A 13,873-nucleotide genomic window follows, 5' to 3' on the forward strand; every position below is an offset into this window, starting at 1 on the left:
GCCCAGGAGATTCATCCATGGCGTCCACGGTAGCCGAACCCCGGGACCGCACCCCGGCATCGCGACGATCCACGGCCGGGTGCTTGATAGCGTGAGCCACCGGACAGTCCGACCTGAGGAGGGAGCGACCATGGTGCGCCGCTGCGCAGTCATCGGCAGCCCGATCGCGCATTCGCTGTCGCCGTTGCTCCACCGCACCGCCTACGCCGAGTTGGGGATCGCGGACGAGTACCAGTACGACGCCTTCGAGGTGACCCCCGACACCCTGGACGAGTTCGTCGCGGGTCTGGGGAGCGAATGGGTGGGGCTCAGCGTCACCGCGCCCGACAAGCAGGCATTGCTGTGCCATGGGGTCGCCGATCCGTTGGCCGAAGCGCTGCGATCGGCCAACACTCTCATCCTGGGACGCGATGGCGAGCCCAACCGCGTCTACAACACCGACATCGTGGGGTTCGGTGCGGCGCTGGCACGGCAGGGCGTCCGCACCGCGCGCACCGCCGTGCTCGTGGGCAACGGCGCCACGGCCCGCACCGCGCTGCTCGGCCTGGCGAGGCTCGGTGTGGACGATGCCGTCGTCCTCGCACGCGACGAGTCACGCGCGCGTGCCAGTCTCGACCCGATCGCGGGGCCGGCCGGCGTCCGCCTCCGGGTGCAGCCGTTCGGCAGCGCCCCCGAGTTGCCGGAGGAATGGAACGGTCACGCCGATCTGCTGGTCTCCACGGTTCCCGTGGAGGTGCCGGACAACCTCGCGTCCGCGCTCGTCCAGAAGGTTTCGGCGGTGTTCGAGGCGACCTACAACCACTATCCGACCGCCATCGACCGAGCCGCCGCCCGCGCCGGTCTGGTCTCCGTCGACGGGCTCGACTTCCTGGTCGGCCAGGCCCTCGACCAGATCCGGCTGATGACCGGCCGTCAGGCCGATCCCGGACCACTGCTGGCCGCCTGCCGCGCCGAAATCGCGCGCAGGCAGCCGTCCGCGTGACCGGCCTGCCGGATGCCGCTCAGCCGAGATGGCGACGTCGCACGGGTTGGTGACGAGCACATAGACCGCGTCGGCGTCCGCTGCCAGGCCGAGATCGGTGTCCCCGGGCACGCGGGTCGAGCGTCTGGAAGACTGTGCCCGTGAGCAGACAGCCCGTCACACGTCCATCCCTGCAGCTCTACCCCGTCTCGGTGGTGAGCGTCCTCGCGCTCCTGTGCGGCATCGGCCTGCTGGTGCTCACCGTGCCCATGGTGCGGCAGGACGGCTGGGCGGGTCTCATCTGGGCGCTGCCCGGCGTGGTCTTCGTCATCCAGCCGTTCTTCAGCATCGTGCGCGGCCAGGACGAGACCCTGCGCATCGGCACGCACACCGTCGGCCTCACCGGGCTGCGCAAGGTGACGGTGTACACACGACGGTCCTGGGGCACGCCGTATGCGATCGCGGTGCTGAAGCTCGGAAACCGGGTGGAGGAGTTCTCGGGCCGGTTCATGTCGTCCCGGGGGTTCACCCGGCTCGTGCTCTGGCTCGCCGTGCCGGTCGAGACCCTGGACGGGTACTGGACGCCGCAGCGCGTCGCCGCGGAGCGCCCCGACCTTCGTCCGAGCGGTTCGCGCTGATCTCCCACACCGGACGAACCGGCACTGCTCCCGTCACGAACCGCGCGTCCGGACGCGATGCGGCGGAGGGAGCCCGGCCTGTGCGACCGAGCCCCCGCCGCTGGCGCTCAGGCCGCGGCGGCTCCCGTGCGGATGAACGTGCCGACGTGCTCGCCGCGGAGCGCGGCGGTCAGCCGGCCCGGCACGAGGCCGTTGACGACCTGGACGTGCCGGATGTGGCGGGCGTTCGCCATGACGTCGAGCATCGCGCGGTCGACCGGCAGCGGGCCAGGGTGGTCGACCAGGTCGGCGGCGGCGACCTCGGGCAAGAACGTCGCCTGCGCGCCATCGGGGCCGTTGGGGTCGGTCGTGTAGACGCCGTCGACGTCCTCCACGATGGTCAGGCCTGCGGCGCCGAGTGCGTCGGCGAGCAGGAAGGCACCTGTGTCGGCCCGGTGTGCCGGGATGCGTGAGGCCGGGAACTCGTGGTGGTGGTACGGCGGGAACGCGCTGCCCACGACTGCCCGCGCCGCGCTCAGATGGATGGCGAGCTGGCTGGCGATGGTCGGGTGCTCCACGTAGGAGACGCCTTCGGCCGCGAGCAGGGAGGCCAGGATGTGGCCGTTCTGACCGGCCTCGCTGGCCGCGAGCGGGGCGAGCGAACCGACCGGCAGCCCGAGGCTCAAGCCCACACCGTACAGGTGGCGAGCGCGGATGCCCGCCCCGGTCAGGATGAGCATGCGGTGTTCCGGCAGGAGCTGGCGCAACTCGTCGACGATGGGCTCGATCGCGTCCTTGCCGCGATCCATGATCGACCGGCCGCCGATCTTGACGATCTGCAGCCAGGGAAGGATCCTGATCGGGCGTCCGCCCGCAACGGGGCGGGTGAGATCTCCGTCCAGCAGGGTCTGGCGGGCGAGCGGCGAAGCGACGTCCCGGTCGATGTCGATGCTGATATCGGTCATTGGTCTGTCCTCACTCCGCGGTGATGATCGTTCCGACGTGCTCGCCGGCGAGCGCCCGGGTCAGGTTCCCGGGGACGAGCCCGTTGACGATCTGCACCTGACGCACGTGGCGAGCCGACTGCAGGAGGTCGAGCACGGGGAACTCGAGGATCGAGTCGTGCAGGCCCCGCGCCTTCATCTCGTCCACCGTGATCTGGGGGATGAAGTCCGCGTCCGGCGACGTCTTCGGGTTGGCCGTGTACAGGCCGTTCTCGTCCTTGACGAAGATCATGGATTTGCATCCGTACTGCTCAGCCACGAGGAAGCAGCCCGCGTCGGTCCGATAGGGCGGGATGACGCCCTCGGCTGCCGGACGCATCCACAGCTTGTAGGGAGGCATGCCGCTGAAGACCACGGCCCCAACCTCGGACAGGTAGAGCGGAACCGCCGACAGGCCGGCGGTGTCGACATGCGATATGCCGTGTTTGGCCAGGAGCTGCGCCAGCATCTCGGCGTTCTGATCGGCGACGGACGCGCCCAACTGCGACAGCACGCCGGCGGGCAGTCCGAGGCCGGCCGCGATCGAGTACAGATGCCGGGCCCGGGTGCCGGCGCCGGTGCCGATCAGCATCTTGTGATGCGCACGAGCGGCCACGATCTCGTCCACCAGGGGGAGGACGGCAGAGCCACCGCGATCGATGACACTCTGGCCGCCGATCTTGACGACGGTGGCGTCCGGCAGGATTCGGTAGTCGGCAGCCTCCTCCGCCTTCTCCAGGAGTTGTGCGTCGGTCAACGAGCGCTGGGTCAGCAGCGCTCCTAGTTCCGCCGTCGTCTCGGACATGGGAGCCCTTTCACCGGGTTGATCTGGACAAATCGGTACTCGTGCGCCTTTCAGTCTGTCAGGTTTCAATCACCGTCCATACCGATCGGGACAAGCGAAATCAATCCGTAACACGGTCATACAAACCGATCCGCAGGTGCGTCGGAACGCCTTTCGACGAACCGCATTCACGCTTCGTCCACACGTTCTGGCGGCGTCCGCGCCAGACACGTCCGAGGCCTCGGATCGGCGACGACTCCTGATCAACCACGTCAGTCGTACGCACCGGGACCGGCCCGCGCGGACGACCACGGTCGCGGGCGTCCGGCCCTGATTCCTGCACATGGACACGCCCGAGCAAGCGCTTCCCAGGCGGAGATCACGCCACTGGTGTGCAGAAATCAGGGCCGGACGCCGCAGAAGGTGGGTGGCCGAGACAATCGGTGGGGAAGCAGGCGTGTAGAAAGAGCAAAGCCCCGGTCGTGGACCGAGGCTTTCACGCGGGACTGCTCGAGTGAACCAACTTTCTTTGGCGCACCCAGAGGGACTCGAACCCCCAACCTTCTGATCCGTAGTCAGATGCTCTATCCATTAAGCTATGGGTGCAGGTCCCGCGGGCAGTTGATTACTGTACCCCACGCCATTCGCTACCGCCAAACGAGTGTGGACGCGTCCGCGGCGCCGGAAGCCACGGGCTGTCGCCGCAGAGCCAAGACAATGGCGGAGGTGGCGGGATTTGAACCCGCGATGGGCTTTAAGACCCAAACCCGCTTAGCAGGCGGGCGCCATAGACCGGACTAGGCGACACCTCCACGAGCGTCGGCTCGGCATGATCCGGGGCCGGACGTCCGTCTAAGGCTACTGGCAACCCCAACGCTCCGCAAAGTCGCCGACCACACAGGTGCCCGGACGACGGCCGAGCCTGCCAGCATCGAGGGAGTACCGACCTCACCGAAACGGTACGCGCGGCTCCGGGCTGCGGAGCGTCCCTGCGAATCGCCACGCCGGCCGCGTCAAGGCCCCGCGCCGTGGCAAGGCCATGCGGAGCAGTAACCTGACCGGAGCAAACCCGGATTCGGTCCAGGGTCCGATGCCGGTCACAGGAATCTGCGCTAACGTCGCAGGGACCTGCGGCCCGACACAGACCACAAACCCGCGGAGGAACAGCGTGCCCCAACCCGGAGAGCAGTCCCGCCCTGAGCGCTCGCACGCGCGCCGGGGTCTGGAAAACCCCCCGGACGAGGCCACCCCCATCCCTGACAACAGCGGATATCCCTCGTCATCGACGTCATCGTCCGGATCGAACTCATCCGGCACCTCATCGACCGGCGCCGGAGCCTACGGTTCCAGCACCTACGCACCAGGATCGTACGGATCGGGGTCATATCGCCCCGGTTCCTACGACTCCAGCGCGTACAGGCCCAGCTCGTCGAGTTCGCCGTCCTCTTCCGGGGGGCCGGGCTCCACGGCCTCCGGCTCGGGCTCCTCCTCGCCCTACACCCCTCGGACGAGCGGCTCGGCCGGGTCGAGCGGCGTGGGCAGTTCCGCCGGGATGAGCAGTTCTGCCGGAACGAGCGGCTTGGCCGGGACGGGCAGTTCTGCCGGGACGAGCGGATACGGCTCGGGTGGCCACGGCGACACCTACGGCTCCCTGTACAGCTCGGGCTCGTACACCCCTCGTCCCTACAGTCCGGGCTCAGCGGCCTCGTCGACCGGGTCGGGTTCGGCCTCCGCCCCGTCCTCGGGCGGATCGTCCTCGTCGGGGGGGTACTCCTCCGCCACCAGTCCATCGGGATTCGGCTCGTCGTCCTACAACCCCTGGTCGACCTCGTCGTCCGGCTCCCCGTCCTCGTCCGGCCCGACATCGCCGTCGGGTTCCTCGTTCGGCACGTCATCGCCCGACCGGACCACGCCCGGACCAAGCGCGTACGGGCCGAGTTCCTACGGTTCCAGCTCGTTCGGGACGACCCCGTCCGGCTCGGGTTCATCCCGCACCGGTTCGTACGACTCCGGTTCGCGCACCGGCCGGTCACCCGGCGCCGACGCGGCCTCCGGTGACTCCGCCGGTACCGCCAGCACCTACGGCACCAGTTCCTACCGGCCCGGTTCGTACGGCACCGGCTCGTCCGGCACCGGTACGAGCCCCTCCGGATACGGCACGGGGAGCCTGTTCGGCGCGGGCTCGGGCACCACCGCATCCGGCGCGGCAGGTGGTGCGTCAGGGGCAGCCGGTTCGGGAGCCTCCACCTCGGGAATCAGCAGTTCAGCGGCCGCCGGCCTGTCGGGGGCCGGCGCCTCGGGGACGGGCGGTGCGGGTTCGCGGCCCTACACCTCGCCGTTCGGCACCCCGCCCACGAGCGGATCGTCCACCCCGGCCTCGTCGGGCGCATCGTCGCCGTTCACCCGGCCCTCATCAGGTTCCTCGTCGGGCAGCGCCTCGAGCAGCACAACCCCCTGGGACTCGTCCCTCTACGGCTCGTCGTTGTACGGCTCCTCGTCCCGCGAGTCGGGCACTTCGGCATCCAGCCCCTACTCGTCCTCGTCCAGCCCGTTCGGCGCCACCGGCTTCCCCTCGGCCGGCTCCTCATCGGGCGATTCCGCGTCCGGCGGCTCGCCGGCGGCACACGCCCCCACCTCGCGCACGAACCCGTACTCGTCACAGCCGTCCTCGCGCGACTCGTCGGCCGGCGACTCGTCATCCTTCGGCGGCACCCGCCCGGCGCCGAGTTCCACGAATCCGTTCGGATCGACATCCTCTCTCGGGTCCACGTCGTCGTTCGGCTCTTCCGCGGCATCGTCGGGCTCGTCCTCGGCGTACGGCTCGACCTCCGCCTATGGTTCCCTGTCGCGCGAGACCACCTCACCCTCATCCGGAACACCGTCATCGGGCACCCCCGGCGCGAGCACGTCCACACCGTCACCGTTCGGCCCCCGCTCCTCGGAGTCCGCGTCGTTCGGCTCCACCTCGTACCGCCCCGCCACCGGGGAGTCCTCTGCCGGGGGGTCCTCCTTCGATGCGGGTGCGAGGACGACGAGTCCGTTCGACCGCACCTCGGCCTTCGGCTCCACGTCGTCCACCGCATCCTCGGCAGGGACGACCCCGGCCGGAGCCGCTTTCGGCGCCCCGGCAGGCGGCGGCTCTTCCGCTAGCACCCCCTCAGCCGGTGGCACATCCGCGTTCGGACCGTACGGACCCAAGCCCTCCAGCCCCACGACGGCCCGCGACTCGACGCCCACGTCACCATTCGCGCCCGTGGGCTCCACCCGCGCCGAATCCGGCCCCAAGGCCCCGTCCGACAAGCCGAAACCCGTCTGGGACGACGACACCGCCTCGGCTGCCGCGTCCGCCGACTGGACGACCTCGTACGGTACGACCTCCTCTTTCGCCTCGATCGCCTACACCCCGGACCCGCAGGACACGACGACCTTCAAAGCGGCGGAGCCGGACCCGGTAGCATCGCCCCGCTCGGCCAGGAGGACCTCCCCCCTGACCCAGGAGCGGGCAACCTCGCGATTGGAGTCCGTCCCCGACGACATCGACGAGGACGACGGGGATGACGGGGACCCCACCGAGGAATCGGCGGCGGTGTCGCGGCGCCGTCGTGGTGCCGCTGCCACGAGCGCGTCCCGGCCCGGCAAGCCCGATCGACGCTTCCGTGGTGCCGTCGTCAAGACGATCGCCGGGACGATCGTCCCCGGGCTCGGTTTTCTCGGCACCCGTCTCCAGGGCCTCGGCATCGTCCTGATGACCGCCCTGGTCACGGGCACTCTCGTCTTCGGCTTCATGCTCGCCCGCAATCCCGCTCTCGTAGCCGGCAATGCGCTGAAGTCGGGAACCATGTTCTGGATCGCCGTCGGGCTCGCCGTCTTCGCGCTCCTGTGGGTGGTCGTCATCGTGGGCACCTACCTGATCAATCGCCCGAAGCCGCTCACCACGGGCAAGCGCATCGGAGGAGCCATCCTGGTCGCCCTGCTCTCGCTGGCCACCAGCGGCCCGATGGCGGTCGCCTCGGCCTACTCGTTCGAGACCGCGAGCCTGTCGGGACAGGTCTTCGAGTCCGAGGACGAGTCGCAGTCGCAGACCCGTCCGACCCTCGACACCGTCGACCCGTGGGCGGACATCTCGCGCGTCAACATCCTGTTGCTCGGCGGCGACTCCGGCGAGAGCCGGGACGAGTCGCTGGGCATCCGCACCGACACCATGATGCTGGCGTCCATCGACACCGCCACGGGCAACACGGTGATCATCCAGCTCCCGAGAAACCTGCAGGGCGCGGTCTTCCCCGACGGCACGGCGCTCCAGGAAGCGTTCCCCTACGGATTCGACGACGGGGACACCTCGATGCTCAACGCCATCTGGAACGATGTGCCGGCCATGTACCCGGAGTTGTTCACCGACACGTCCTATCCCGGGGCGGACGCCCTGAAGTGGGCGGTCGAGGGCATCACCGGGCTGCATCCCGACTACTTCGTCATGGTCAACATCGACGGCCTGGTCAACCTCGTGGACGCGATGGGCGGCGTCACCCTCAACGTGAACTTCCCCATCGCCAAGGGCGGCAGCGTGGACGGCGGCGACTGCGGCATGTGGGGCTACATCCCCGAAGGTCCGAGCCAACTGCTCAACGGCGACAACGCCATGTGGTACGCCCGAAGCCGCTGCAACTCGCCGAACCTCGACAACGGCGCCGCAGGCGACTTCAGCCGCATGGAGCGCCAGTCGTGCCTCGTGGACGCCGTGATCGCCCAAGCCGACCCGGCGACCATGCTCACCCGCTACGAGCAGATCGCCCAGGCGGCCGGCGAGATGATCGTCACCGACATCCCGCAGGAGCACCTGTCGGCGATGGTCGAACTCGCCACCCGCATGCAGAACGCCCAATACATCACCCGGCTGCCGTTCGTCGAGGGTGTGAACGGCTACACGTCCTCCTATCCGGACTTCGACCTGATGAAACAGCAGGTGGCCGCAGCCATCGCGGAGACCAGCGCGGACGCCCAGTCGAGCGCTCAGGCGACCACACAGCCCGCGACCGACCCGACCACCGCCACCACGGAGACCGCGCAGGCCACCGACCCGGCGACCACACAGGCCGCGGCCGAGCCGACCGCGTCCGAGACCGTCTCGGACGCCTGCGCCTACCGCCACGAGGAACCGCTCGGGGACGTGCCCGACTCGGTGCCGGTCTACACACCGCCCGCCTCCGAGGCAGCGAGCACCGAAGGACCCCGGTAGACCGGATCACGCTGACACTCGTTGACCCTGTCCGCCAGACGCCCGTTGAGCTTGTCCGCCAGACGCCCGTCGAGCTTGTCCGCCAGACGCCCGTCGAGCTTGTCCGCCAGACGCCCGTTGAGCTTGTCGAAACGGGCCCTTCGACAGGCTCAGGGAGCAACCACCTCCAGCGCCCGTCGAGAACCACACCCAACGCCCGTCGAGCTTGTCCGTCAAACGCCCGTTGAGCTTGTCGAAACGGGCCCTTCGACAGGCTCAGGGAACAACCGCGTCCAGCGGCCCGTCGAGAACCACGCCCAACGCCCGTTGAGCTTGTCGAAACGAACCCTCCGGCCCGCCCAGAAACCGGCGGCGACGAATCCGTCAGGCGGCCCGCTCGGCGAGCCTGGCCGAGACGTCGAGCGTGAGCGCGCGCATCCGCTCGTCCGCGACCCCACCGGGGCACTGGATGAACGTGCGATCCACCAGGCCCTGGGCGATCACCAGCCGCGACCCGTCAGGGGTGGCCGACACACCTGTGACGTCGATCCAGGCGCCGCCCTTGTGATAGCCGGGCCCGGAGACGTCGAAACCGTCGTCCGACAGGACGATGTGCAACGTGCCGGACGACACGAACGCCACCGCGGCGATGCCCAGCGCGACCCCCACGGCCGCGGAGACCGCGCCCGCGATTCCCAGGGGAAGGTTGCGTGGCTCCGGCCAGCCGAACCAGCACAGCACGGCCCCGGCAATCGCCAAGACCGCTGCGAGAACGACGGCCCGTACGGGAGCCTTCGGCCGCAGGGCGTAGTACGCCACACTGTCCCCATGCGATGACACCGTCATCGAGCTGCCTCCTCCCTGTACGGCAAGGGCGGCGAGAGTGGGATTCGAACCCACGGAGCTTTCGCTCGGCCGCTTTCAAGGCGGCTGCACTAGTCCACTATGCGATCTCGCCGTGGTTGAACTCATGGTAGCCCACACCGCGTGGCCAGCCCTGATGGCAGGCTAGGGGCATGCGTGCGATCGTCCTTGACGGATTCGGTGGGCCCGACGTGATGCGGTGGGCGGAGGTGCCGACACCGCATCCGGAGCCCGGGGAGGTTCGCGTCCGCACCGCCGCGGTGGGGGTCAACCGGGCCGACCTGCTGCAGCGCCAGGGGCACTATCCCCCTCCACCGGGGGCGTCCGACCTTCTGGGACTGGAATGCTCCGGCGTGATCGATGCGATCGGCGAGGGCGTCGAGGAGTGGCGAACGGGCGACGAGGTCGTCGCGCTGCTTGCCGGGGGCGGCTACGCCGAGCAGGTCGTCGTCCCGGCGGGGCAGGTGGTTCGTCCTCCCGCAGGCATCGATCTGGTGAGTGCCGCGGGCCTGATCGAGGTGGCGGCAACCGTCATGTCCAACATGGACCACGTGCACCTCACTCCGGGCGAGTCGCTGCTCGTCCACGGCGGAGCCGGGGGCATCGGTACGTTCGCGATCCAGTACGCGAAGGCGCTGGGCTGCCTCGTCGCGACCACCGCCTCGGCGGCAAAGCTCGACCACTGCCGTGGGCTCGGCGCCGCGATCGCCATCGACTACTCGGGTGACTGGCTCGCCGAGTTGCTCGCCGCGACCGGCGACCGTGGTGTCGACGTGATCCTCGACATCATCGGTGCGAAGTACCTCGACGCCAACATCTCGGCCCTGCGCGACGACGGCCGCCTGGTGATCATCGGCATGCAGAAGGGGACGAAGGCCGAGCTCAACATCGCGCGGCTGCTCAACAAGCGGGCGACGGTGACCGCCACCAGCCTGCGGGGGCGCCCCCTCGGCCAGAAGGCCGCCATCACCCAGGACGTCGCGAAGCGAGTGTGGCCGATGATCTCCGACGGACGCGTCAAACCTGCCCCGGAGACCCGGGTTCCCCTGTCGGAGGCAGCCAGGGCGCACGAGTTGCTGGCGTCCGGCGAGTTGGTCGGCAAGATCGTGCTGACCGTCGACTGAGCCCCGCTCGCCGCGTTGCCCGCTGACTGGGCAAATCGCATAACTATGCGTCCGAACGAATACTCTCAGCGATTTTGTGCGCTCTGACTGGCTTGCTCAATGGAATAAGTATCAGCTACTCTGTATGGGTGTCCAAGGTTCTGACCTCACTTCCTGTCGGCGAGCGCGTCGGCATCGCCTTCTCGGGTGGTCTCGATACGTCGGTCGCGGTCGCGTGGATGCGCGAGAAGGGTGCAATCCCCTGCACCTACACCGCGAACATCGGCCAGTACGACGAGCCCGACATCGACTCGGTGCCCGGCCGTGCGCTCCAGTACGGCGCCGAGATCTCGCGTCTCGTCGACTGCCGCGAGTCCCTGGTCGCGCAGGGGCTGATCGCGCTGCAGTGCGGTGCGTTCCACATCACCTCGGCAGGCAAGGCCTACTTCAACACCACGCCGATCGGGCGCGCCGTCACCGGCACCATGCTGGTGCGCGCGATGGCCGACGACGAGGTGTCGATCTGGGGCGACGGGTCGACCTTCAAGGGCAACGACATCGAGCGGTTCTACCGCTACGGCCTGCTGGCCAACCCGAAGCTGCGCATCTACAAGCCCTGGCTGGACGAGGACTTCGTCGGCGAGCTGGGCGGGCGCAAGCAGATGAGCGAGTGGCTCGTCGAACACGAGCTGCCCTACCGCGACCCGACGGAGAAGGCGTACTCCACCGACGCCAACATCTGGGGCGCCACCCACGAGGCCAAGACCCTGGAAGCCCTCGACGTCTCGCTGGAGACCGTCGAGCCCATCATGGGGGTCAAGTTCTGGGATCCCGCCGTGGTCATCGACACCGAGGACGTCGTCATCGCCTTCGAGCAGGGCTACCCCGTGGCGATCAACGGCGAGAGGTTCGCCAGCCAGGTCGATCTCGTGGTCAAGGCCAACGAGATCGGTGGACGCCACGGCCTGGGCATGAGCGATCAGATCGAGAACCGCATCATCGAGGCCAAGAGCCGCGGCATCTACGAGGCCCCCGGCATGGCCCTGTTGTTCATCGCCTACGAGCGGCTGCTCAACGCGATCCACAACGAGGACACGATGGCCAACTACCACAGCGAGGGCCATCGGCTCGGACGCCTGCTGTACGAGGGGCGCTGGTTCGACCCGCAGGCGATGATGATCCGCGAGTCGCTGCAGCGCTGGGTCGCCTCGGTCGTCACCGGCGAGGTGACGCTTCGGCTTCGCCGCGGGGACGACTACACGATCCTCAACACGACGGGCCCCGACTTCAGCTACCGCCCGCAGCGGCTCTCGATGGAGCGTGTCGAGGACGCCGCGTTCGGCCCGACCGACCGCATCGGCCAGTTGACCATGCGCAACCTCGACATCGCCGACTCCCGTTCGAAGCTGGAGCAGTACATGACGCTCGGCCAGATCACCGGCGGCGACACCCAGCGCCTCATCGGCGAACTGGAGGTCGGGAAGTCCCACATCATCCCGGACGCCCGTCCCGCGAGCAACGAAGAGGCCTCCCTCGACCGCGCCGCCATCGAGTTCGGGGTCGACTGACCGTCAGACCCGCCGAACGCTCTTGCCCTTCGACAAGCTCAGGGAACAAACCACCCACCGCTCGTTGAGCCTGTCGAAACAAGCACCACACCAGCAGCCCGACGCCCGTTGAGCCTGTCGAAACAAGCACCACACCGGCAGCCCGACGCTCGTTGAGCTTGTCGAAACGAGCACCACACCAGCAGCACGACATGCATCCAGACTGCCTGTGGATAACTTCCGTTCGTAGGACTCGTCCTCGGCAGAATCGTCGCATGCCTGCCATGTACATTCTCCGCTGCGGGGATGGTTCCCTATACGTAGGGAGCACCACAGATCTCGACGCTCGTCTAACACAACACGCTTCCGGCAAGGGCTCTGCGTACACGAGCAAACGACTGCCGGTCGAACTCGTCTACGCGGCCGAGTTCGATTCCCTGGCCGAGGCCTACGCGTTCGAACGCCAAGTGCACGGGTGGAGCAGGGCCAAGCGTCTCGCCCTCGTCGCGGGACGCTACGACGCTCTGCCCGCGTTGAGTCGCAATCATCAAGGACCCGACACGCGTTTCCCTTCGACAAGCTCAGGGGACAAACCACCCACCGCCCGTTGAGCTTGTCGAAACGGGCACGCCCCCCGACAAGCTCAGGGCCACCTGCCTACCGCCCGTTGAGCTTGTCGAAACGGGCACACCCCCCGACAAACTCGGGGCCACCTGCCTACCGCCCGTTGAGCTTGTCGAAACGAGCCCCCCCGTGGCTTCGGCGAACCGTCCACCGGCCCTCGGGACGACCACCCCGGGCACCGGACTACCGTGGGCGGCATGAACGAGCAGGCCATCGAAACGCTGGCAACCTGGCTGGACGAGGCCCATCGTGCCGTCTTCTTCGGCGGTGCGGGCGTCTCCACCGAATCGGGCATCCCCGACTTCCGCTCCGCTGCCGGTCTCTACACCACCCAGGCGAACACGGGGCTTCCGCCGGAATACCTGCTGAGCCACGAGTGCCTGGTCAACCAGCCTGAGCAGTTCTTCGCCTTCCACCGCAAGCACCTCGTGCACCCCGAGGCCCGTCCGAACGCCGCGCACCTCGCACTGGCCGAACTCGAGGCGAAGGGGCATCTGTCGGCGGTCGTCACACAGAACATCGACGGGCTGCACCAGATGGCCGGGTCGCGCGTCGTCCACGAACTCCATGGCTCGGTAGAACGCAACCACTGTCTGGGACGTCCGACGCACCGATATTCCCTGGCGCAGATCCCGGACGAGCCCCTCGTCCCCATGTGCCCGGTGGACGGCGCGATGATCCGCCCCGACGTCGTCCTCTACGGGGAAGCGCTGGACGAGCGCGTCGTGTCGGCGTCGCTGCAAGCCATCGAGGCAGCCGATGTGCTCATCGTCGGGGGGACGTCACTGAACGTCTACCCCGCCGCGGGCATGATCCACGACTATCACGGACGTCGTCTCGTCCTGGTCAACCTCGAAGCCACACCCATGGACCGACTGGCCAATCTCACGATCCACGAGCCCATCGGGCAGGTGCTGGCCGCGGCCTGCGGGCTTCTGTGGCCCGGCTGGGAGCCCACGCCGCAGGAGCATGACCCCTCGGCGTCCTAGGCTGTGGACAACAACGCGGGAGGCGCCGTCCTCCCACCCGTACAGGAGATCTGATACCGGCATTCATGATGGGTACACATACTCATCATGAATAGGTACGTGTACCCATCCGAAGGCGAGTAGCCCGACGCTGTCGCCTGCTCGTCCGCTCTGGAAGTCTGAACACACCGAAGGACGTCGGTAGCC

Annotated in this window: 14 protein-coding genes and 3 tRNA genes; 7 read left to right on the plus strand and 10 right to left on the minus strand. The window is 68.4% G+C overall.

Annotated features, from left to right (window positions below; all coding sequences use genetic code 11):
* Positions 1-130: 130 nt before the first annotated feature.
* Together FB473_RS15905 and FB473_RS15910 are read left to right on the plus strand one after the other, a co-directional pair.
* Positions 131-982: a shikimate dehydrogenase family protein gene (locus tag FB473_RS15905; RefSeq protein ID WP_167171170.1), complete on the plus strand. Its 852-nt coding sequence runs from the start codon at positions 131-133 to the stop codon at positions 980-982.
* Between the two features lie 140 nt (positions 983-1,122).
* Entirely contained in the window at positions 1,123-1,599 is a 477-nt protein-coding gene (locus FB473_RS15910; protein ID WP_167171173.1) for a hypothetical protein, read from the plus strand.
* A gap of 107 nt (positions 1,600-1,706) precedes the next feature.
* On the opposite strand, the gene FB473_RS15915 is transcribed toward FB473_RS15910, so the two are convergent.
* From FB473_RS15915 to FB473_RS15945, 8 genes are all read right to left on the minus strand, one after another.
* Positions 1,707-2,543: an amino acid kinase family protein gene (locus tag FB473_RS15915; RefSeq protein ID WP_167171176.1), complete on the minus strand. Its 837-nt coding sequence runs from the start codon at positions 2,541-2,543 to the stop codon at positions 1,707-1,709.
* A 10-nt stretch (positions 2,544-2,553) separates the two neighbouring features.
* Positions 2,554-3,366: an amino acid kinase family protein gene (locus FB473_RS15920; protein ID WP_167171179.1), complete on the minus strand. Its 813-nt coding sequence runs from the start codon at positions 3,364-3,366 to the stop codon at positions 2,554-2,556.
* Between the two features lie 509 nt (positions 3,367-3,875).
* Positions 3,876-3,951, minus strand: a tRNA-Arg gene (locus FB473_RS15925).
* A gap of 112 nt (positions 3,952-4,063) precedes the next feature.
* Positions 4,064-4,157: transfer RNA gene (locus FB473_RS15930), tRNA-Ser, on the minus strand.
* A gap of 682 nt (positions 4,158-4,839) precedes the next feature.
* Positions 4,840-4,986 (minus strand): hypothetical protein, encoded by a 147-nt coding sequence (locus FB473_RS15935; protein WP_167171182.1) that lies wholly within the window; start codon positions 4,984-4,986, stop codon positions 4,840-4,842.
* A 684-nt stretch (positions 4,987-5,670) separates the two neighbouring features.
* Positions 5,671-5,793 (minus strand): hypothetical protein, encoded by a 123-nt coding sequence (locus FB473_RS18325; RefSeq protein WP_279588683.1) that lies wholly within the window; start codon positions 5,791-5,793, stop codon positions 5,671-5,673.
* Positions 5,794-5,874: 81 nt separating this feature from the next.
* Positions 5,875-6,114: a hypothetical protein gene (locus tag FB473_RS15940; protein WP_167171185.1), complete on the minus strand. Its 240-nt coding sequence runs from the start codon at positions 6,112-6,114 to the stop codon at positions 5,875-5,877.
* A 63-nt stretch (positions 6,115-6,177) separates the two neighbouring features.
* Positions 6,178-6,423, minus strand: a complete 246-nt coding sequence (locus FB473_RS15945) for a hypothetical protein (protein ID WP_167171188.1) — start codon at positions 6,421-6,423, stop codon at positions 6,178-6,180.
* Between the two features lie 175 nt (positions 6,424-6,598).
* Between FB473_RS15945 and FB473_RS18530 the strand changes: the two genes are divergently transcribed.
* On the plus strand, positions 6,599-8,581 hold the full coding sequence (locus tag FB473_RS18530) for an LCP family glycopolymer transferase (protein WP_167171191.1): 1,983 nt from the start codon (positions 6,599-6,601) through the stop codon (positions 8,579-8,581).
* 363 nt (positions 8,582-8,944) lie between these two features.
* On the opposite strand, the gene FB473_RS15955 is transcribed toward FB473_RS18530, so the two are convergent.
* Both FB473_RS15955 and FB473_RS15960 read right to left on the minus strand, forming a co-directional pair.
* Positions 8,945-9,406: a hypothetical protein gene (locus FB473_RS15955; protein ID WP_167171194.1), complete on the minus strand. Its 462-nt coding sequence runs from the start codon at positions 9,404-9,406 to the stop codon at positions 8,945-8,947.
* Positions 9,407-9,435: 29 nt separating this feature from the next.
* Positions 9,436-9,518, minus strand: a tRNA-Ser gene (locus FB473_RS15960).
* Positions 9,519-9,576: 58 nt separating this feature from the next.
* On the opposite strand from FB473_RS15960, the gene FB473_RS15965 reads away from it, so the two are divergent.
* From FB473_RS15965 to FB473_RS15980, 4 genes are all read left to right on the plus strand, one after another.
* Positions 9,577-10,548 (plus strand): NAD(P)H-quinone oxidoreductase, encoded by a 972-nt coding sequence (locus tag FB473_RS15965; RefSeq protein WP_167171197.1) that lies wholly within the window; start codon positions 9,577-9,579, stop codon positions 10,546-10,548.
* A gap of 128 nt (positions 10,549-10,676) precedes the next feature.
* Entirely contained in the window at positions 10,677-12,095 is a 1,419-nt protein-coding gene (argG, locus tag FB473_RS15970; RefSeq protein ID WP_167171200.1) for an argininosuccinate synthase, read from the plus strand.
* Between the two features lie 263 nt (positions 12,096-12,358).
* Complete coding sequence (locus FB473_RS15975; protein WP_243864072.1) at positions 12,359-12,685, plus strand: GIY-YIG nuclease family protein; 327 nt, start codon at positions 12,359-12,361, stop codon at positions 12,683-12,685.
* A 210-nt stretch (positions 12,686-12,895) separates the two neighbouring features.
* A complete protein-coding gene (locus tag FB473_RS15980; RefSeq protein ID WP_167171207.1) occupies positions 12,896-13,687 on the plus strand; it encodes an NAD-dependent protein deacylase in 792 nt (263 codons plus the stop codon).
* Positions 13,688-13,873: the final 186 nt, after the last annotated feature.

It is taken from the genome of Brooklawnia cerclae (assembly GCF_011758645.1).
Lineage (GTDB): Bacteria > Actinomycetota > Actinomycetes > Propionibacteriales > Propionibacteriaceae > Brooklawnia > Brooklawnia cerclae.

Excerpts from the sequence above, each read along its gene's own strand:
- FB473_RS15905 (WP_167171170.1), top strand. The coding sequence starts at position 131 with ATGGTGCGCCGCTGCGCAGTCATCGGCAGCCCGATCGCGCATTCGCTG.
- FB473_RS15915 (WP_167171176.1), bottom strand. The coding sequence starts at position 2,543 with ATGACCGATATCAGCATCGACATCGACCGGGACGTCGCTTCGCCGCTC.
- FB473_RS15920 (WP_167171179.1), bottom strand. The coding sequence starts at position 3,366 with ATGTCCGAGACGACGGCGGAACTAGGAGCGCTGCTGACCCAGCGCTCG.
- FB473_RS15955 (WP_167171194.1), bottom strand. The coding sequence starts at position 9,406 with ATGACGGTGTCATCGCATGGGGACAGTGTGGCGTACTACGCCCTGCGG.
- FB473_RS15965 (WP_167171197.1), top strand. The coding sequence starts at position 9,577 with ATGCGTGCGATCGTCCTTGACGGATTCGGTGGGCCCGACGTGATGCGG.
- FB473_RS15975 (WP_243864072.1), top strand. The coding sequence starts at position 12,359 with ATGTACATTCTCCGCTGCGGGGATGGTTCCCTATACGTAGGGAGCACC.
- FB473_RS15980 (WP_167171207.1), top strand. The coding sequence starts at position 12,896 with ATGAACGAGCAGGCCATCGAAACGCTGGCAACCTGGCTGGACGAGGCC.